Below are 18,651 nucleotides of genomic sequence, written 5' to 3'. Positions count from 1 at the left end.
CTTTAGCCCGTACATCAACGCCACAATGAGAAAAGGGGCTTTAGCCCCTGAGGGACATCTCGCCATCCCTTCGCAACACACCCTTCAACCCTTGAGGGAATCCGCCCCAGCCTCTTCATAAGGCGTATGCTCCGGCAAAAAGACGCGAACCTCTGTCCCGCGTCCTTCCCCCTCCCGTCGGCTCATGATCTCGATCCGCCCGCCATGCCCCTCCACAAACTGCTTCGCCACAAACAGGCCAATCCCCGTCCCCACCGATGGCCGCATCGTGAAAAACGCCTCGAACACCTTCGGCAGCACCTCCGGCGCAATCCCGATGCCGGTGTCGCCGACCACCAGCTCCACCCCCTCTGCCGTATCCCGCACCGACACCGAGAGCTGCCCTCCGTCGGACATGGCATAAATCGCGTTCGTAATCAGGTTTGAGATCACCTGCATCATCTCCCCGCGCCGCAGCACAACCTTCCGTTCTGACGCAAACCGGCGCTCCACCCGAATGCCCGCCGCCATGCAGCGCGGCTCATAGATCGCCACCGCCTGCTCGGCAATCGCCGTCAGGCATACAGGAACCGCCGAAGCCACCTCGCGGTAATAGCCGAGCGTCTGCTTGGCAATGTGCGAAACCCGGTTCAGCTCGCTCTCCGCATTGGCCAGATATGCCCGTCCTTCCGCATCGGTGACCTTCGGCCGCAGCAGATACAGCAGGTTCATCACCGCTTCCAGAGGATTGTTGATCTCATGCGCAATCGTCGCCGCCATCCGCCCCGTCGCCGCAATCTTCTCCGCCTGCAGCAGAGACTGCTCCATCCGCCGCCGGTCTGAGATATCGCGCAGAATCTTCGACGCGCCAATCACCCGCCCGCTCGCATCCCGCAGCGGCGAAATCGAGATCGACACGTCGATCAGCCGCCCATCCCGCGTCTTGCGCACCGTCTCAAAATGCTTCATCCGCTTGCCCGCACGGATGTTGCTCAGAATCATCTCCTCGTCGTGGTGCAGGTCCTCGGGAATCAGCCGCAGAATCGATGTCCCGATCATCTCCTCCGCCGTATAGCCGAACACCCGCGTCGCCGCCTCATTCCACGTGACGATGATTCCATTCAGGTCCTTGCTCAAAATCACGTCATCCGACGAGGACACAATCGCCGCCAGCTCATCCTGGTGCTTGACCCGGTCGCGCACCACCTGCTCGGCCTCGCGAAGCTCCGTAATATCCCGCACTGTCCCCAGAACCTTCGCCTGGCTGCCCGTCGGGTCCGAGTGCGAATTCCCCCGCACCTCGATCCGCCGCACCGCCCCATCGGCGCGCGTCATCAGCCCCTCAAAATGCAGCGGCGTGCCTTCGATCACCGTCCGCGCCACAGCCTTCTGAAAATCCTCATGAAAGTCCGGATGCAGATATCGCTCCAGAAATTCCTCGCCCGTCACCGCCCCCTGCTCAGGATCGCGCCCGAAAATTTCATACAGCCGGTCGTTCTCCCACACCGGATGATCGACGCCCGGGTCCCATACAAAAACCCCAAGCTGCGCCGCCTCGGTCGCAATCTTCAGCCTTGCCTCGCTCTCGCGCAGCTTCCGCGTCGCTATCACCGACTCGGTCATATTGCGAAAGGCGTCAAACACGCCGCAAACCTGGCCATTCTCATACACCGGGCTCAGCGAGTAGCTCCAGAAGTGATCCTCCATCACCCCATCGCGCAAAATCGGAATCAGCATGTTGTCCCGCACCGCTGTCTTGCCCTTGTACAGGCACGCCTCCATGTCCTCGCCCACCAGCTCCCAGGCCTCGGCAAAAACCTCGCGGTATCCGCGCCCCAACGCCTCAGGATGCTTGTCGCTCAGCGTCGCGATGGCGGCGTCGTTATACAACAGCGCCAGCTCCGCACCCCACATCAGCATCGTGGGAAACGGCGAGTTCAGCATCAGATTCACCGTGGCCAACAGCGTCTCAGACCAATGGTCCAGAGGGCCCAGCGCCGTGCCGCGCCAGTCATGCTCGCGGATGCGCGCGGCCATCTCGCTCGACCCGGCAATCAATGTGTCGGCTTTACGTGCTTCTTCCACTTCATTCATTGGATCGAAGAACTCACCTTGCATATTTCAGATTGCAAAAATCATATATCCGGATGCCCGGCCCGGCCGCGCCTAAGACGCCATTGAGCGGCGAGTCCGGCCGACTGCCACCGGCGCTGCCATCTTTCACTTCAGGTAAACGAGAAAAAGCAACGAGGCCGACTGCCATCAGCCTCGTTGTCCGAGGAGGGGGTTGCTATGGTTTGACCGTGACTGCCCGGAAGGGCTGTTCACGATAGAACAAACCCGTGCCTCCCATTTAAGTTTCCCTTCCTGCCGGTTTTATTCGCCTCTATCCTCTGCTTTCTCTACGCATATCCCGCCTCTGGCGGTTGGCTGATTACGCTACACTCATGGAATAAGGAAGGTTGAACCCCATGCTGGTCGTCATGAAGCCGCAGGCCACACCGGAAGAAATCCAGGCCGTCTGCGACCATATCCAACAACTCGGCTTTCGTCCACACCCCCTGCCCGGCGCGCAGCGCACCGCCATCGGCATCACCGGCAACCAGGGCCAGATCGATCAGGGCAACATAGAGGAGCTCTCCGGCGTCGCCGAAGTCATCCGCGTCTCCAAGCCTTATAAGCTCGTCAGCCGCGACATCAAGGAAGAGGACACCATCATCCGCTTCCCCGGCACCAACATCACCATCGGCGGACGCGACCTCGCCATGATCGCCGGCCCCTGCTCCATCGAGTCCCGCGAACAGGGCTTCGCCTGTGCCGAAGCCGTCGCCAAAGCTGGCGCGCAGTTCTTCCGTGGCGGAGCCTACAAGCCCCGCACCTCGCCCTACGCCTTCCAGGGCCTCGGCGAAGAAGCCCTCAAAATCATGGCCGAGATTCGCGACCGCTTCGGCCTCCGGATCGTCACCGAGGCCATCGATGCCGAAGCCCTCGAGCTCGTCGCCGAATACGCCGACGTCATCCAGATCGGCGCGCGCAACATGCAGAACTACTCCCTGCTGCGCGCCGCCGGCCGCAAGCGCAAGCCCGTGCTGCTCAAGCGCGGCCTCTCGGCCACCCTTGAAGAATTCCTCATGGCCGCCGAGTACATCATGAGCGAGGGCAACTACGAGGTCATCCTCTGCGAGCGCGGCATCCGCACCTTCACTGACCACACGCGCAACACCCTCGACCTCAGCATCGTGCCCGCCGTGCAGCGGCTCAGCCACCTGCCCATCATCGTCGATCCCAGCCACGGCACCGGCAAGCGCAACAAGGTCACTCCGCTCGCCCGCGCGGCTGTCGCCGTCGGCGCTGACGGACTCATCGTCGAAGTCCACCACCAGCCCGACAAGGCGCTCTCCGACGGCATGCAGTCCATCTATCCCGAGCAGTACGAGCAGCTCTTCCACGAGTGCTCCCAGATTGCCGAAATCCTGCACCGCAACATCCCCCGCGGCGTCTCCATCACCGAAGACGCGGGAGCAGCGCACCCTGCGGCTCACTAATCCAAATCACCCGGCCCCTTTGACGCCAGCCCATTCGGCGCCAGAGGGGCGGCATTCCGGGGTCCCCGGCAGCGGGTCTTCGTCGCCGGAGCGGTTTCCTGCACGCCGCCTCTGTCTGGCCTCGTCCCGGGCCGCGCTCCTGCTCGTGCCGCTGCTCGTCACCGGCTGCGCCAAAAAGGGCTTTCCCCACTACGCGACGAACTTCCGCGAATACGCCTACGTCACCAATGGCGGCAGCAACACCGTCACCGTGCTTGACGTCAAAAACCTGCGCCAGGACCGCGTCATCGCCGTCGGCCAGGACCCCGTCGATGTCACCGCCAGCCCCACCCGCAACGAGGTCTACGTCGTCAACGCGGGCGCTCCCGGCTCCAACGGCTCGCTCTCGGTCATCGATGCGGAAACCAACCGCGTCAACGCCACCCTTCCGCTCCAGCGGTCGCCGCGCTCCATTGACGTCGGCCCCTCGGGCCAGCGCGCTTACGTCACCAACAGTGGCTCCAACACCGTCTCGGTGCTCGATCTTCAGCACCGCTTGCTCCTCGGCGTCGTCCCCGTCGGCTCCGGCCCTGAAGAGGCCCGCATCTCGCCCGACGGGGACACCCTCGTCGTCACCAACCGCAAGAGCGGCACCGTCACCCTCATTGATCCGCACAGCCTCCAGGTCAGAAGCACCTTCAGCGGTTGCCCCCAGGCCAGCGACACCGCCATCCTTCCGGACTCCTCCAAGGCCTTCATCGCCTGCACCGGCAGCCGCTACGTCCTGGCCATAGCGCTCGCCCAACGCCCCACCAAAAATCATCCCCACCGCCAGACCGAGCCTGACCGCGAACTGGCCATGCTCGAGGTCGGCCAGACTCCCACCCACCTCGCGCTCAAGCCCGACGGCGGCGAAATCTTCGTCTCCAACTTCGGCAGCGACACCATCTCCGAGATCGACACCAGCACCAACGAGGTCGGCGGAGCCTATCTGGTCGGCGCACACCCGGCCTACGGCATCGTCGGCAATGACGATTCCACCCTCTGGGTCAGCAACTTCAACGCCGACACCATCGGCGTCTACTCCATTGACGACGGCAAGCTGGTCCACACCGTCCAGGTCGGCAACGGACCCACGGCCCTGGCCTTCTCCTCCGACGACTTCTGGCTCTTCGCCGTCGACGCCAGTTCCGGCGACGTCACCGTCGTCCGCACCCTGGCCTACACCCCCAACGGCGCACCCATTGCCGGACAGATGTTCACCATCCTCCCCGCCGGCCGCAACCCCAACAGCATCGCCATCAAAACCTTCCTCGCCCGATAAATATCCTGCAACTTGTCATCCGGAACTGGATGCCCCAGGTCTCGCAGAGACATGCGGATGCCCCACACAAGCGGGCGCCCCATTCCAGCGTCGGGTGACCCACTCAAGCCTCTTTTGTGTTCAGTTTCATGACATTCTTTCCATTGTGTTTCGAGACATGCTTTACACTTCCGCGCGAGCGAGAGCGAGCGCGGAGGTGTAAAGGGCTATGCATCGGGTGGCTGTAGAAGGTCAAGAGGTTGTTCCTTCTTGGGATCGGCTGCTTGGCGGTTTGTAGTTGAGGCTACCATGAGGTCTTTCGTGGTTGTAGTAGTGGATCCAGGACTGCAAGTGTTGATCTCTCTGGCTGGAGTCGGTCCAGTGTTTGGCGTAAGCCCATTCGCGCATGGCTGTCTGGATGAAGCGCTCGGCCTTGCCGTTGGTTCTGGGGGTATAGGGCCGAGTGCGGCTGTGTTTGATGGCCATCTGCTGGCAAGCCTGACGGAACTGGCGAGAGCGGTAGCTGCTGCCGTTGTCGGTCAGCAGCGCGCGGATGCCGATACCATGGCTGGCGAAAAACTCAACCGCCGCGTGCAGAAAACCGATCGTGGTTTCCGCCTTCTGATCGGCCAGCATCTGGGCGAAGACCATGCGCGAGTGATCGTCGACGGCCACATGCAGAGCCAAAAAGCCCGGGTGTTCCTTCTTGCCCCGCAGCCTGCCGTCGCCGCGCAGCGAGACCTCGCCGAAGCGCGTCATGCCTTTGATGTCCAGATGCAGCAAGTCGCCTGGAGCGGCATGCTCATAGCGAACCACCGGCGGAGGCGGGTTCAGATCGCGCCATCGGCTCAGCCGCGCGCGCCGCAAAATACGGCTCACCGAAGACACGCTCACAGCGCTGCGCCGGGCGATCTGATACCCCGGCATGTAACCCCGCCGTAGCTCAATCACACTCAGCCGCAACGCCTCCGGCAAGCGCCGCGGGCTGCGATGCGGACGCGAGCTGCGGTCCCGCAAGCCATCCGAACCCTCGGCGCGATACCGGCGCACCCATTTGCCGGCCGTCTTTGCGCTCACGTTGAAGCTGGCCGCGGCCAGCTTCAACGTGCACCCGGTACAAATAACTTTTCTCGCCAACTGCTCTCGACTGTAAGGCGTTAGACGAGCATTCTGGTGAATGTCCATTCGATCTCTCCGAAGACTCTGCTTGTTCGCCACAAACAGCTTCTCCGCGAAATTTCGAATGGACAACCTCTTGAAACATCACAGGTGGCCCACTCAAGCCTCTTTTGCTTGAGTGGGGAACAAAAGTACTCCCACCTCCGATCCCCAGCATCGGGTGACCCACTCAAGCCTCTTTTGCTTGAGTGGGGAACAAAAGTACTCCCACCTCCGATCCCCAGCATCGGGTGGCCCACTCAAGCCTCTTTTGCTTGAGCGGGGAACAAAAGTACTCCCACCTTCGATCCCCAGCGTCGGGTTCCCCACTCAAGCCTCTTTTGCTTGAGTGGGGAACAGGAGTAATCTGATCCCCATGCCAACCCGGCTTCTGCGATTTCATCATTCAGGACATTCGCATTTCATCACGTTTGCCTGCTGGCATCGCCGGCGGGTGGCCCACTCAAGCCTCTTTTGCTTGAGTGGGGAACAAATGTAATCCCATACCCATGCCACCCCGGAAGGAGATCTTCCCACCCCCAAATCCCCCGCGCGCATCCTCAAATCGCACGCCGGAAATATCCCCCGATTGCGCTATCCTATAGATAAGGCGATAGATACAAGCACGCCCTCTCCGCCCCGGAAGAAATGTGAATTCAAAATCACATTTTCAATCCGCATCAAACCACTCATTCTATTAAGCTTACAAAAATTCACCCCGCCCACTCCAACGCCTGCGGAAAAATATCCCCCGAATGTGATTCCGGATTCACATTTCCCCATCCCGGCAGCATCCTACTGATAAAAACAACTTAAACTCACATCGCGAGCCCACGCCCAACACATCCCGCCAAAAATGTGAAATCACATTCACATTTCTCCGGAGCACAAAAAAGGGAGCCGCTCTGACCGGCTCCCTCGGGGAAAACTGCGTTGTCTGCTCTTACATCTGCGGAGCCGGCGGCTGGCTGCCGCCCGGCGGCGGAGGCGGCATCGGCTCCCCATCCTGCGGACCGTGAGGACCGTGCGGGTGATGGCCATGATGGTGCATGCGTTCCATGTGCGCGTGATAGATCGCCTTCAGCTTCTGCCACTGCTCCGGCGTGAGCTGCCGCCGAATGCCCAGCAGCATCCGCCAGAACTCCTTCTCCAGGTTGGCCCGCGCCTGGGCGATGGCATCGATCTGCGAGAGAATCTTGCCTTCGTTCGGCTGATCGGCTCCCAGCATGGGCCCCAGCAGCGCTTCCTGCTTCTCCAGCGCCGCATGCAGGTCAATCAGCTTCAGCTTATGGTCCAGATAGATCTGGTCCATCTTCTTCTGCTGCTCCTGGCTCAGGCCCAGCTTGTGCACCATGTGGGGGTCATCCCACCAGCGCATCATCCGCATATGAAACGCATCCTGCATCGGGGGACGGTGCGGCGGCCTCATCTGCGCCCGGGCAGGTGCCAGACCCGGCATCAGAAAGGCAGCCAGCAAGGCCAGCAGCCACAGTTTCTTACTTCTCCACTCCATTGGTTTCCTCCACTGTTTTTGTTTTCTCGTGGGTGGTCGTGCTTGCCGTGGCCCCTTCGAGCGGCGCCATCGACTGCGGCACATTCTCGTTCAGGTCCTCGTCAATTTCTGTGAACAGGGCCGAATCGCTCACCTGCTTCGGAGTCGCGACCGGATCATTCTCTGCCGTTACCGGATTCTGCGCCGGCACAACAGCATGCTTGTCATTCCTGTTGGCCATCACCAGTCCGGCCGTCAGCAGCAACAGCAGCAGCGCGGGAACGAGCCCCATCACCAGCCGGCGGCGCACCCCGGCGGCGTGAGCTGTCGAAGCGGCCCACCGGCGGCTCTGCATCCGCTCCGTCTCGTGCTCGGCCATCGCCGTCAGGGCCGCGCGAAAGTGGCCCAGCGGCTCGGCCAGCTCGCGCTCCATCTGCTCAATGGCCTTGAGTTTGCGGTCACCGTGATCGCGATTTTGGTTTTGCATGCTCATGCTGCGTTTCCTGCCTTTTCCCGCACAGCGCGCAGGGCGCGGTACAGGTGCGATTTCACCGTGTTCTCATTCATGCCGGTCGCTTCCGCGATCTGCGGCAATTCCAATTCCTCAACAAAGCGCAGCAGAAAAACCGTCTTCTGGTGAGGAGACAATCCCCGCACCGCGCTCCACACCCGGTCGACCTGCTCGCGGGCCAATAAAGACCGCTCCGGCGTGCTGCGCTCATCGGCCAGCCACTCGCTCACGTCGAGCGCGTCCATATCTTCGGCGCGCGTCTTCTGCCAGAAGCGCATGCGCTTGCTGCGAATGTGGTCCCGGGCCAGGTTCACCGCAATCCGCGTCAGCCAGGTCATCAGGCTGCTCTCACCCCGAAACTGGTGCCGCGCGCTCCAGGCCTTCAAAAAGCAGTCCTGCGTCAGCGACTCCGCCGCATCGCGGTCGCCAAGCGTCGCGATCAGGTATCGAAAGATGCGCGGACGATAAAGCCGCACGACCTCATCGAAGTCGCCAATCTCGGCCGTTGCTGCACTCCAGGCCGCTGCGGGATAATCCACCGGTACGGTTCCTTCCATACGTCTCTTCTCGCCGTCGTCCTTGGCCTTGCTCGTTACAGGGAGATAGACGGGCTTCCGGGCGTCGAGTTTACATGCAGCTACCCGCTTCTTGATTTTCCGCCGCCTGGCCAGAGCTGAACAGCTATAAAATGGAGCCAGAACCTGCAATTTCGCCCATCTTCCCCGCTTCCTGTATTGACCGCTACCCGGCTCCCGATTACACTTGAATAGTTTGGCAGTTCTGCCCGGAAGTCTCCGTCCTGTCACGGAGCATGCCGGCCGGCTGAGTTCCCGCCTGGTCCGGCGCCAGCATGCCATCTGTCAATTTCAATGCGCGCTCCGCGGGAGCGTGGGAGGATTCTATGTACGCTGTCATCCGCACCGGCGGCAAACAGTATCGCGTCGCCCCGGGCGACGTGCTGAAGATTGAGACCGCTGCCGCGAATCAGGACGGGCAGATCGAGTTCAGCGAAGTCCTGGCGTTCTCCGGCGAGACCGGCTCCGTGGTGAAGCCCGGCGCAGCCAAGGTGCTGGCTTCCGTCGAAGGTGAAGGCCGCGGCGACAAAATCCTGGTCTTCCACTACAAGCGGAAGAAGCAGTACAAGAAGCTGCAGGGTCACCGCCAGAATTTCACCCAGATCCGGATCCAGGAGATCCAGATCGACGGCAACTCGTACCGGGCACAGTAATTTTCGCCGGCACAGTCCGGCACAAGGAATCGGAAATGGCACATAAAAAAGGATTAGGCAGTTCGAAAAACGGCCGCGACTCTAACGCGCAGCGACTGGGCGTGAAGGCCTTCGGAGGCCAGGTGGTCACGGGCGGCTCCATCATCGTGCGTCAGCGCGGCACCCGCCTCAAGCCCGGCCAGAATGTGGGCCGTGGCAGCGATGACACGCTCTTCGCCCTCATCGACGGCAAGGTCAAGTTTGTGGACCGCGGCCGCATGGGCCGTTTTGTGGCTGTCGAGCCGGTCGAAGCCGCGCAGTAGACCAGATTTCAACCCAAATGCAAAGGCCAGCCTCCATCGGAGGCTGGCCTTTTGCTTGAGATTTGCGGCCGGCGTCCTAACGATTCCGCTCCACGGGCACGGATTGGCGCTTCAATACGCGAAACTTCTCGCTCCAGCGCACCAGCCTTGAATTCAGAGGAAGCAGGCGCGGCGCGGCAGCCTCTTCTTCTCCCGCGAAGCAGAAAGTCCAGAAGACCAGGGTCGTCAGCACCACCAGGCACTGAGCGACAATCTCGGCAGTCGAGAGAGGTTTAGGCTTCCAGCAGCCCCAGTCCAAAATGGCGTGAGAAGTCGCCAACACCGCCAGGCCCAGTGCCACGTCTTGAAAGCGCGAGCGCGAGGAGCGGCGCACCAGAAAGGTGAATGGGACGACGAAGAGTAGAGCAACCATCTGCGTCAGGTTGAGCCCATAAGCCACAACCGCAAGCTGGCCACTGTACGGAACGCTGCCCCAATTGGCCAGAATCCGGTTGAGAATCACCAGAAATGCAACCACCAGAATCCACTGCAGGCTCAGCAGCGCCAGACGCTGCAGCCCAACCAGCGTGGCGAGAATCCGCGCAAGAATATCGCGAAGCGTCCCAATCGCAAACAGGCTGGCGACAATGGAACTCCACCAGACGATCTGAGAATGCAGCACGTCCAGCCAGATGGCTTCGCGTCCGTCGGCGCCGAGCATCAAGAGCGCGAGAGGGGCCAGCAGAGCGGCGGAAGCCATCTGAATGGCAAGGTATATCCGGAAGGATTTGGAACGGGAATCAACGGTGGAGCGGATGTAGCTGTAGAAGACTACAAACCAAAGAATCGGCTCCAGAGTGCAGACCATGTTGAGGAGATTGGGGTTCTCCAGCATTGCTCTGGACCTCAGTGCAAGCCAAGGGGCTGCAGGCGTTATTTCAGAATGGCTTTACAGCAGGAGTACTGCAGACGGCTTCCTCCAGGCCGGAGGAAGCCACCGAAGATCAACCAGCTTTGGTGCCTGAATTTGCGGCGTCCAGTTGGCTGTTGCGGGCCAGCACCCGGTCCACTACGCGCTCGACATCCTGCAGAAAGAACCCGCTCGATGCTCCCATGGCGACCCGCGGCGTGCTGTGGCCAAGCGCCTGCGCCACATCGTTCCAGCGAATGAGCGGCGACTGCACCGGAATGATCGCAATCTCACGCTCTTCCTGCCGCTCCGGCAGCAAGAAGTAGGTAATCCAGGTGACAAGCACGCATGTGGTCAAGATCTGGAGGATAAACTCGGGCGCAGACCATATTTGCGCATTGCGCAGCTGCCCAATTGCGGTCATCACAAATTCCGAGGCAGCGTCGATACCGAACCCTAGAGCTAGTCCAAACAAAGGACTGCGGAACGAGCGCCCAAGATTTCTGATAGTAAGTGCGATAAATGCCAGCAGGCATAACTCAAGTATCGAAACCGACCGGACACAGAGCTGGGATAGATAAATCAACATCGAAGCAAACGAGTGTGAAGAAATCAGGACCGAGCTAAAAGCAATCACAAAACCAATCACCCCTGAAATCACCATGATCCAGCGAAAAGCCAACATGCCGAGCCTTCGAATCTCGGGAAGTGGTTTCATTAACTCGCCATAAATTTCCCGCAGCACAAAGAAGATGAGCACAGCGGAAATCAGGTATGTACCCCAGTACGCATAAAAATACGTATAGTCAATGTGCATTTCGCTGATTCTCACGAGCTTAGGGAGCGTCAGGAGAAACGAAAGCACACAGGTGGATGCGAAATGGAAAATAAAATATGCCTTGGTCGCGCGAAGCTGCTTCCAATACCGACCTCTTGAGAATGCGAGCAGGACAATAAGAATGAACAGAGGTTCAAGGTATACGAGAATCTTCTCGGCCAAGATCATTTAGGGCCACCTCACGCAGCATATCGAGGATAGCCCACTTCCATCGCAATCTCAACGCAAGAATGTACATGGACGAGCGGATTTACTACAACTTTCCGGGAAAGGTCGCCTGTTAGCGGCTGGAACTCAGCCCACAAGTACCCGGTAAACATACTGGTGCCGGCATGAAACCCACAACCTGGTTACCAGCCAGCTTGGCCTCGTTGGCATTGACCTTGGCGGAAGAGACGCCCATATGGGCCGAGAGAGCGGAGGCAGCGAGGCCGGAGACGGCAATTCCGAGTACGAGGGCGCGAACGATCAGTTTCATTTTGGTAACTCCTTGAAGACTTCTTAGAACTTTTGAGGTGACTTTCAACACGTTTGAGTCTATCCTAGAGGGATCGTAAGTCTAGCATTTGCAATGACTTTATCAAGTATCTACTGAAATGATTACAGAAGTCACTTATTGACGAACTCGTAATCCTGGCAGCCCACAGCGCGCCTTCCCCTCTGAAGAACTTGCCGGGGGCCTCTCCCGATCCGCTCGATATCCCTTGAGGACATCTGGCCCCGAATGGTGCGCGTACAGCAAGATGCCGACAGGCCTCCCGGAGGCCGCGCGGAGATTGGCAGATTCCTGGCCGCCTTGGAGCTGGGGATACTGCCGGGATGGCCGGTACCGCGTGCCGGAGGTGCGGCATCCGTGCTATAATCAGATACAGTCCAAGGGCCGTAAAACTCTTTCCTTTCAATCATTTATTCCTTCGGATCGAGACTCCAGAGCCCTTGCCTCCCGGAGTTGCATGTCCACTAAAGAATTGGCTCCCGACACTCAGCCGCTTCCCTCCTCGCAAGCTCAGAAAACTACCTACACCAGTGACAACATCAAGGTGCTGGAAGGTCTTGAGGCTGTGCGCCTGCGTCCTGCCATGTACATCGGCTCGACGGGCGAGATGGGACTGCATCACCTGGTCTATGAGGTGGTCGACAACTCAGTGGATGAAGCACTGGCCGGCTATGCGACGCGCATTGAAGTCACGATTCATGTCGACAACTCCATCACGGTGGTGGATGACGGACGCGGCATTCCGGTAGACGAGAAGACCCTGGACAACGGCGAGAAGATGCCGGCCGTGCAGGTGGTGCTGACCAAGCTGCATGCCGGGGGCAAATTCGACTCCTCTACCTATAAGGTTTCGGGCGGCCTGCACGGCGTGGGCGTCTCCTGCGTCAATGCGCTGAGCGAAGAGTTTGATGTGGAGATCTGGCGCGACGGCCACACCTGGGAGCAGGACTATGCGCGCGGCATTCCCATAAGCAAGCTGCGGCAGGCGGGGACCTCAAAGAAGCGCGGCACCAAGGTTCACTTTTTGCCGGACAAGTCCATCTTTACGGTCACCGAGTACAACTACGACACTCTGGCACAGCGGCTGCGCGAGCTGGCGTTCTTGAATAAGGGCCTGGAGATTGTGCTGGTGGACGAACGCACTGCCGATCCCAAGACGGGGCAGCCCAAGCGGAACGACTTCAAGTATGCCGGTGGCATTGCGGAGTTCATTAAGCACATCAACAAAGGCAAGCAGATACTGCATGACAAGCCGATCGTGATGGAGGGGCTGCGTGACAACGTGGATATGGAGATCGCGCTGCAGTACAACGACAGCTACTCCGAGACGGTGTTCTGCTTTGCAAACAACATCAACACGGCCGATGGCGGCACGCATCTTTCCGGCTTCAAGACGGCCCTGACGCGCACCATCAACTCCGCCGGGCAGCAGCTTGGCCTGTTCAAGGATGTAAAGGAGAACCTCTCCGGCGACGATGTGCGCGAGGGGCTGGTGGCCGTGATCAGCGTAAAGCTGCCGCAGCCACAGTTTGAAGGCCAGACCAAGGGCAAGCTGAACTCTGACATTGCCGGCACGGTGCAGGCACTGGTGAATGAGAAGCTCGGCATGTTCCTGGAGCAGAATCCTCCGGTAGCCAAGCGCATCATCAATAAGGCAATTGAAGCTGCCCGCGCGCGTGAGGCGGCCCGCAAGGCTCGCGACCTGACGCGCCGCAAGGGCGCGCTCGACGGCGGCGGACTGCCGGGCAAGCTGGCCGATTGCAGCGAACGCCAGCCGGATCGCTGCGAGCTCTACCTGGTCGAGGGTGAGTCCGCAGGCGGAACCGCGAAGCAGGGCCGCGACCGGCGCTTTCAGGCGATTTTGCCGCTGAAGGGCAAGATTCTCAACGTGGAAAAGGCCCGCTACGACAAGATGCTGGGCCATGAAGAAATCCGCGCCATGATTACGGCGCTGGGTTGCGGCATTGGCAAGGAGGACTTCGACCCTGCCAAGCTACGGTATGGCCGCATCATTCTGATGACCGACGCCGACGTGGACGGGTCGCACATCCGCACGCTTTTGCTGACCTTCTTCTTCCGCCACATGACGGAGCTGATCAAGCGTGGTCACGTTTATATTGCGCAGCCGCCATTGTTCAAGATCAAGAAGGGCAAGTTTGAGCAGTACATCAAGGACGAGCGCGAGTTTGTCCGCGTGATGGTAAAGCGCGCCTCTGACGGCATGGTGGTGCGTTATGGCGCGACGAGCGCAACGCTCGAAGGCGCGGCGCTGACCAAGTTCATGGGGCAGCTCAATGAGTATCTTGGCTTCTTTGACAAGGTGAACAAGCGCCTGCGCAATGATGAAGTCACCGGCATGTTTGCGCGTCTCTTTGCCCATGAAGGCAAGGAACCAGCCAAGCGCGCAGACTTTGAAGGGCCTGCCGATGCGGCTCCCGCAAAGCTGGTGGAATTGCACGCGGAGCTGGAGAAGATTCAGCGCAACTATCAGTTCAAAGCATTGCACCAGCCGGCCTTTGACGAGGAGCACCAGACCTGGTCGCTGAGCTTTGTGGATGCGCAGGGCTCAGAACGCCGCATTGACTGGACGCTGGCCTCCTCGCCGGAAACACGGCAGATGCTGTCGAAGTTCGCACTGATTCGCGAGCAGCTTGAGCCACCCTTTGTCGTGGAGTATGCAAGCAAGGCGACTGCTGCGCAAACGGAAGCGGAAGAGAGCGAAGCCGAGGCGAGCGACGAGGCGGAGGCAAGCAAGCCGGCGCAGAAACGGGGCGCGCGCTCGGCAGCCGAACCGGTCACCAAGCAAACGCCCCAAGAGCTCTTTGACTATGTGGTGGAGCAAGGCAAGCGTGACTATCAGGTGCAGCGCTACAAGGGGCTGGGCGAAATGACCTCATCCCAGCTTTGGGAGACCACGATGGACCCCGAACGGCGCACACTGCTGTCAGTAAAGCTCGAGGATATTGCGGAAACGGAAACCATCTTCACCACGCTGATGGGCGAGGATGTAGAAGCGCGCCGCAAGTTTATCGAAGACAATGCGCTGGATGTCAAGAATCTGGACATCTAGGCAGACTGCATCCATTCAGAAGAAACGCGGCGCGGAGAACCAGACGCGCCTCAAGTGAAATCTCACCAGGACCAGCCTTCGCCGGCTGGTCTTTTTCTTTTCAGAGTCTGGATGATTTCATCTGGCTACAGACAATTGTCCTTGCCCGAGCGCAATCGAGCCTGCAAAAAATCAGCCGCTCGGAGCACATCGTCCGAGCGGCTGATCGACCCTCACTGCTTAGGGCATGTCTAGTGAATGGGCCGTGTGTAGTGGTTCGCAGCGCCGGGTGTGGGGGAGCTGCCGGCCATCTGCGTTCCGGGTGCGTGCTGCTGCGCCAAGGGTGCCGTCAGCGTGATGCCTGAGCCGGTAACCGGCGCTCCCGCTGCATGCGCGTGAGTCAGAGGCGATTTGAGGCGGAGGATGGGAGGGCCGAATCCATAGGCCCCCGCGATCACGGCCGATTCCTGATTGGCTCCGCTGCCGATTGAGATCGTCTGGCCCTGATGGAAGGCTTGCACATTTGCCACGGGAACAATGGTTGCGCCGGAAGAGACCGCTGTGCGCACGGTGGTGGCTCCGGGCGTCCCTATCTTTGCGATCACCGCATTCTCAAGATTTGCTCCAGTACCGATGTGGACTGTCTGGCCGGGAGCAAATCCGTCCGTGCTGGTAATCTTGATCGTCCTGGCGCCCGCAGGAGTAGCCATCGGCATGATTGTCACCGGCGCTGTTACAAAATCTGTACAGTTGCTATCGGTGTCTACGCCGTTGGGGTAACGGCCCGTGCTCACGCCAGAATCCGGCGTGGGAGCATAGCAACCATCTTTGCCGAGACCGGAAGCGCCCTGATAGCCCTCGGCGGCCCACGGATCAACCAGACCACCGTAGTTGAGGCTATCGGCTACCAGGCCTTGCGCGTCTCTGAGCACCAGGCTGCCTTGACGGACAGTGATGATGCGGCCGAACAAGGGTGATTGCGTCGTCAATGCAGGGCCGCCAAACCACTGATCGGGAGCGGGAGCACCTTGATAACCGGCAGTGGTATCTGCCGCGTCGCGAACTACAGCGTGGATGGCATGATTGCTTGCCAGCGGCTGATTCAAAATGATGCCCGTGCCCAACGCCTGAATGGGATCGTTGCTGATGTGCGCCACAGTGGTGGCGGGCTCAAAGCTGATGCCGGTGCCGCGATCACTGAAGGGCAGATTCGCAGCGTGATTGAACTTGAGCGGTGCCGCCAACTCGAGACCGGTGCCGGGATCAATGACTTGCGCTCCCTTAGGGAAAGTCTGGCGCAAAGCAGGATGAAAGGTGATGTGAGCGGCCATGGGAGTGGAATCATCCACCGCCGTCACGGTTACGGTTTGCTGATGAGCAGGAGTAGCAATGATCAACTGATGGCCGGCGGCAATTCCCTTTGCACCGAAAGTATTGATTTGCGTGGCTCCAGCATTGGCGGCCTTCATCAGCCGGGCACGGATGGCAGCGGTGCCTACTTTTGTAACGGTGACGGTTTCAATTCCGTGGCCGGAGCTGTCGATGTCGAGCCGGATCTTGTCACCGGCGGTAATGTTCTGCACCGAGGTGACCTTGAGGTGGGTTGAGCCGGCGGCCGCATCCGTGGCCAGATAGGCCTGAGTGCCGGGCTTGCCCACTGCGGTTACCGTGGCGACTTCATAGCGCTCGCGGCCCATGGGCGCGCTTGGATAAGTTGAGCCGTAGCCGAGTGCGATCTTCTGGCCGACCACAAAGCCATCCGTCCTCTGCACAGGCACGTTGGTAGCGCCGGCTGGAATCGTGATACTTGGGCCATCCGGCAGAGGCTGCCAGAGCCGGGTGGGAATCCCCGCTGCCGTGCCAAGCTGCGCAATGGTGCGGGTTTCGCTGTGATCGCCGGCGCCGATCTCGATGTGATCGCCGGCCTTCATGCCGGTGATGCTTCTCACGTAAAGCGTGCGGCTGCCAGCGCGTGCCGGAGCGGCGAGACCCGAGTTTGCGAGACCAATGAGGTAATAGTGCCCGGCAGCCAGGGTGGTTCCTGCAGGAATTTTCACCGACGAGAAGATCGCCTGCTGACTGGGATGCGCGGTCAGAGTCCAGTGAGAAAGATCGATGCTGCGGGAACTGGCGTTGTAAAGCTCGATGAAGGAATTCGTATCGTTCGCGGGCGAGTTGGAACCGATGCGGAATTCATTGATTCGAACGGGGAGAACATTGCGCACCTTTTCCACCCGCGACACGGTGTGCTGGCGGTGACTGGCGGCGTCGGTCCAGCGCGCCGTACCGGTCAGATCGGCGTTCAGCAGCTTTGATCCTGACGTGACCTTGAACGTAGCGCTGACGCTGGCGCCGTGCGCAACAGGCCCCGCAAAGACGGCGCTATGCCGGGAGCTGCCCGCAACTACGGCGCTCCACTGCCGGTCTGGCAGCGCGAGGCTTAGAGTGACTTTCGTGGCTGGCACATCGCTGGTGTTGGTGAAGGTCACCGTGGTGCTCTGCGACGAATGGGGCGAGAAGGTTTGCAGTCCGGTGGGAGCGGCCGTGGCCGAGCTGGGTGCAATGCTGACGGGCAGCGCGCGGTAGTGTGCAGAAACAATGTTGGCCTGCAATTGCTGATCGGTGGCATTGCTCGGGAAGGTGCCGGCGGCCGTCATGGCTCCCTCATAGAAGGTGCCTTGCGAGCCGTTGCTGTTGTCTCCGCCGTTGCCGAGCAGGATGGCTCCCTGCTTGCGCATGGGGTCGTACTGCCAATCGACGCGCGGGCCGCTGAACATGACTTGCAGCGGACCATGCTGCGCATCGCCGCCCATGGACGTCCAGTGATGTGGCTCTCCCTTGGCAATGGCGGTGACGAAGCGCCACTGAATGTTGGGGAGCTGCGGGCAGTGATTGGAGCCATCGGCATTCACGCAGCCGACGAGGTTATTCTCCTGATCGGTCATGACCCAAGGACCCGGAGGATTGCCGTGATACCAGTAAGGCGCGTCACCGAAATAGGCAGTTTCCATGGTGCCGGCGTCGTCGTCACGGCTGTCGATTTCCGCATTGCCGAAGTCATAGCAGCAGCCGGAGTTGAAGTGCTTGCCGTTCACGACCCAGTACTCACCCTCGGCTTGATCGTCGACTGCCGTGCCCCGAGGATCGTCATCGCGCATCCCCATTCCCGGCTCGATGAAGACGCCGTAGACCTTGTGCCCCATCACCATCACGGGAGCCATGTTCGCAAGCGGCAGATTGTCCATTCCGCCGAGAGCGGGACCGCTCCATCCGCCGCGAGGGGCCTGCGTGAGGTCGTTGTGCTTGGGGGATTGGTCGTAAATTCTGCTGATCCAGCAAAAGGTATTGGCGCAGAACTGGTCCTGAGCGACGGCATCAGCATAGCCGGAACCAGAACCTGAAGATGCCGACGGCTGCACGACGCCAATGTTCAGAAATTTGCCGTCAGACTGGCGGCGTACCTGATAGAGCGGCCCATCATAAGAGGCATACATGGCGCGGGTGGTGCTGTAGGCGGCCACACAGGGATCTCCAGCGGCAGCGTAAACATCACAGGGCCCCTTGGGGCGATGCGAAGCCGGTCTGGTGGCGGCTCCTGCCAGAGTGGCAGCGGCCAAGGCGAATACAACAGTGAACATTCGTAAATATTTGATCTTCATGCACTCTTATCCTGTCTGATTGCCGCACGCATTCCGGCGGTGAACCATTGCGGCATCCGGAGCCGCAAGAACCGGGGCAAATTAGCCCCACTGAAATTTCCACTGCCTAAGGTATCCGGGCTCCCTCGTTGAAATGCGATGGACAGAGGGCTTTCTGCATCCCGCTGCGCATTTCAGAGCTACGAAATGAGGAAACGTTTCCCGCATGGGAGATTATCTTGCA

Annotated in this window: 14 protein-coding genes; 5 read left to right on the top strand and 9 right to left on the bottom strand. The window is 60.1% G+C overall.

The genetic code is table 11. The features are described 5' to 3' along the window. Positions 1-84 precede the first annotated feature (84 nt). On the bottom strand, positions 85-2,073 hold the full coding sequence (locus ACP_RS13120) for a PAS domain S-box protein (RefSeq protein WP_148215157.1): 1,989 nt from the start codon (positions 2,071-2,073) through the stop codon (positions 85-87). Positions 2,074-2,450: 377 nt separating this feature from the next. Here ACP_RS13120 and aroF point away from each other — a divergent pair, with 377 nt between their 5' ends. Continuing rightward, on the top strand, positions 2,451-3,524 hold the full coding sequence (gene aroF, locus ACP_RS13115) for a 3-deoxy-7-phosphoheptulonate synthase (protein ID WP_015897815.1): 1,074 nt from the start codon (positions 2,451-2,453) through the stop codon (positions 3,522-3,524). Between the two features lie 19 nt (positions 3,525-3,543). Continuing rightward, positions 3,544-4,827 carry a YncE family protein gene (locus ACP_RS13110; RefSeq protein WP_238525563.1) on the top strand — a complete coding sequence of 428 codons (1,284 nt, stop codon included), beginning with the start codon at positions 3,544-3,546 and terminating at the stop codon, positions 4,825-4,827. A 231-nt stretch (positions 4,828-5,058) separates the two neighbouring features. On the opposite strand, the gene ACP_RS13105 is transcribed toward ACP_RS13110, so the two are convergent. From ACP_RS13105 to ACP_RS13090, 4 genes are all read right to left on the bottom strand, one after another. Continuing rightward, positions 5,059-5,991, bottom strand: a complete 933-nt coding sequence (locus ACP_RS13105) for an IS481-like element ISAcp2 family transposase (protein WP_012680514.1) — start codon at positions 5,989-5,991, stop codon at positions 5,059-5,061. Positions 5,992-6,907: 916 nt separating this feature from the next. After that, entirely contained in the window at positions 6,908-7,477 is a 570-nt protein-coding gene (locus tag ACP_RS13100) for a periplasmic heavy metal sensor (protein WP_015897812.1), read from the bottom strand. Next, complete coding sequence (locus ACP_RS13095) at positions 7,461-7,949, bottom strand: hypothetical protein (RefSeq protein ID WP_041839572.1); 489 nt, start codon at positions 7,947-7,949, stop codon at positions 7,461-7,463. Before ACP_RS13095 ends, ACP_RS13100 begins: the two co-directional genes overlap by 17 nt. Continuing rightward, the gene (locus ACP_RS13090) at positions 7,946-8,524 is read right to left on the bottom strand and encodes an RNA polymerase sigma factor (protein ID WP_015897811.1); all 579 of its coding nucleotides are present in this window, start codon (positions 8,522-8,524) and stop codon (positions 7,946-7,948) included. Before ACP_RS13090 ends, ACP_RS13095 begins: the two co-directional genes overlap by 4 nt. Before the next feature lie 344 nt (positions 8,525-8,868). Between ACP_RS13090 and rplU the strand changes: the two genes are divergently transcribed. Then, complete coding sequence (rplU, locus tag ACP_RS13085; RefSeq protein WP_015897810.1) at positions 8,869-9,195, top strand: 50S ribosomal protein L21; 327 nt, start codon at positions 8,869-8,871, stop codon at positions 9,193-9,195. A gap of 35 nt (positions 9,196-9,230) precedes the next feature. Next, complete coding sequence (gene rpmA, locus ACP_RS13080) at positions 9,231-9,497, top strand: 50S ribosomal protein L27 (protein ID WP_015897809.1); 267 nt, start codon at positions 9,231-9,233, stop codon at positions 9,495-9,497. 76 nt (positions 9,498-9,573) lie between these two features. On the opposite strand, the gene ACP_RS13075 is transcribed toward rpmA, so the two are convergent. From ACP_RS13075 to ACP_RS18130, 3 genes are all read right to left on the bottom strand, one after another. Further along, complete coding sequence (locus ACP_RS13075; protein ID WP_041839571.1) at positions 9,574-10,371, bottom strand: hypothetical protein; 798 nt, start codon at positions 10,369-10,371, stop codon at positions 9,574-9,576. A gap of 109 nt (positions 10,372-10,480) precedes the next feature. Further along, the gene (locus tag ACP_RS13070) at positions 10,481-11,392 is read right to left on the bottom strand and encodes a hypothetical protein (RefSeq protein WP_015897807.1); all 912 of its coding nucleotides are present in this window, start codon (positions 11,390-11,392) and stop codon (positions 10,481-10,483) included. 112 nt (positions 11,393-11,504) lie between these two features. Continuing rightward, complete coding sequence (locus tag ACP_RS18130; protein ID WP_148215156.1) at positions 11,505-11,702, bottom strand: hypothetical protein; 198 nt, start codon at positions 11,700-11,702, stop codon at positions 11,505-11,507. Positions 11,703-12,177: 475 nt separating this feature from the next. Here ACP_RS18130 and gyrB point away from each other — a divergent pair, with 475 nt between their 5' ends. Further along, positions 12,178-14,790: a DNA topoisomerase (ATP-hydrolyzing) subunit B gene (gene gyrB, locus ACP_RS13065; RefSeq protein ID WP_015897805.1), complete on the top strand. Its 2,613-nt coding sequence runs from the start codon at positions 12,178-12,180 to the stop codon at positions 14,788-14,790. 230 nt (positions 14,791-15,020) lie between these two features. On the opposite strand, the gene ACP_RS13060 is transcribed toward gyrB, so the two are convergent. Continuing rightward, positions 15,021-18,407 carry an arabinofuranosidase catalytic domain-containing protein gene (locus ACP_RS13060; RefSeq protein WP_085947574.1) on the bottom strand — a complete coding sequence of 1,129 codons (3,387 nt, stop codon included), beginning with the start codon at positions 18,405-18,407 and terminating at the stop codon, positions 15,021-15,023. Between the last annotated feature and the right edge of the window lie 244 nt (positions 18,408-18,651).

It is taken from the genome of Acidobacterium capsulatum ATCC 51196 (assembly GCF_000022565.1).
GTDB lineage: Bacteria > Acidobacteriota > Terriglobia > Terriglobales > Acidobacteriaceae > Acidobacterium > Acidobacterium capsulatum.
Note: the sequence above shows the minus strand (reverse complement) of the source record. Positions and strands in the feature narration are given on the sequence as shown.

Excerpts from the sequence above, each read along its gene's own strand:
- ACP_RS13120 (WP_148215157.1), bottom strand. The coding sequence starts at position 2,073 with ATGAATGAAGTGGAAGAAGCACGTAAAGCCGACACATTGATTGCCGGG.
- aroF (WP_015897815.1), top strand. The coding sequence starts at position 2,451 with ATGCTGGTCGTCATGAAGCCGCAGGCCACACCGGAAGAAATCCAGGCC.
- ACP_RS13105 (WP_012680514.1), bottom strand. The coding sequence starts at position 5,991 with ATGGACATTCACCAGAATGCTCGTCTAACGCCTTACAGTCGAGAGCAG.
- ACP_RS13100 (WP_015897812.1), bottom strand. The coding sequence starts at position 7,477 with ATGGAGTGGAGAAGTAAGAAACTGTGGCTGCTGGCCTTGCTGGCTGCC.
- ACP_RS13095 (WP_041839572.1), bottom strand. The coding sequence starts at position 7,949 with ATGAGCATGCAAAACCAAAATCGCGATCACGGTGACCGCAAACTCAAG.
- ACP_RS13090 (WP_015897811.1), bottom strand. The coding sequence starts at position 8,524 with ATGGAAGGAACCGTACCGGTGGATTATCCCGCAGCGGCCTGGAGTGCA.
- rplU (WP_015897810.1), top strand. The coding sequence starts at position 8,869 with ATGTACGCTGTCATCCGCACCGGCGGCAAACAGTATCGCGTCGCCCCG.
- rpmA (WP_015897809.1), top strand. The coding sequence starts at position 9,231 with ATGGCACATAAAAAAGGATTAGGCAGTTCGAAAAACGGCCGCGACTCT.
- ACP_RS13075 (WP_041839571.1), bottom strand. The coding sequence starts at position 10,371 with ATGCTGGAGAACCCCAATCTCCTCAACATGGTCTGCACTCTGGAGCCG.
- ACP_RS13070 (WP_015897807.1), bottom strand. The coding sequence starts at position 11,392 with ATGATCTTGGCCGAGAAGATTCTCGTATACCTTGAACCTCTGTTCATT.
- ACP_RS18130 (WP_148215156.1), bottom strand. The coding sequence starts at position 11,702 with ATGAAACTGATCGTTCGCGCCCTCGTACTCGGAATTGCCGTCTCCGGC.
- gyrB (WP_015897805.1), top strand. The coding sequence starts at position 12,178 with ATGTCCACTAAAGAATTGGCTCCCGACACTCAGCCGCTTCCCTCCTCG.
- ACP_RS13060 (WP_085947574.1), bottom strand. The coding sequence starts at position 18,407 with ATGTTCACTGTTGTATTCGCCTTGGCCGCTGCCACTCTGGCAGGAGCC.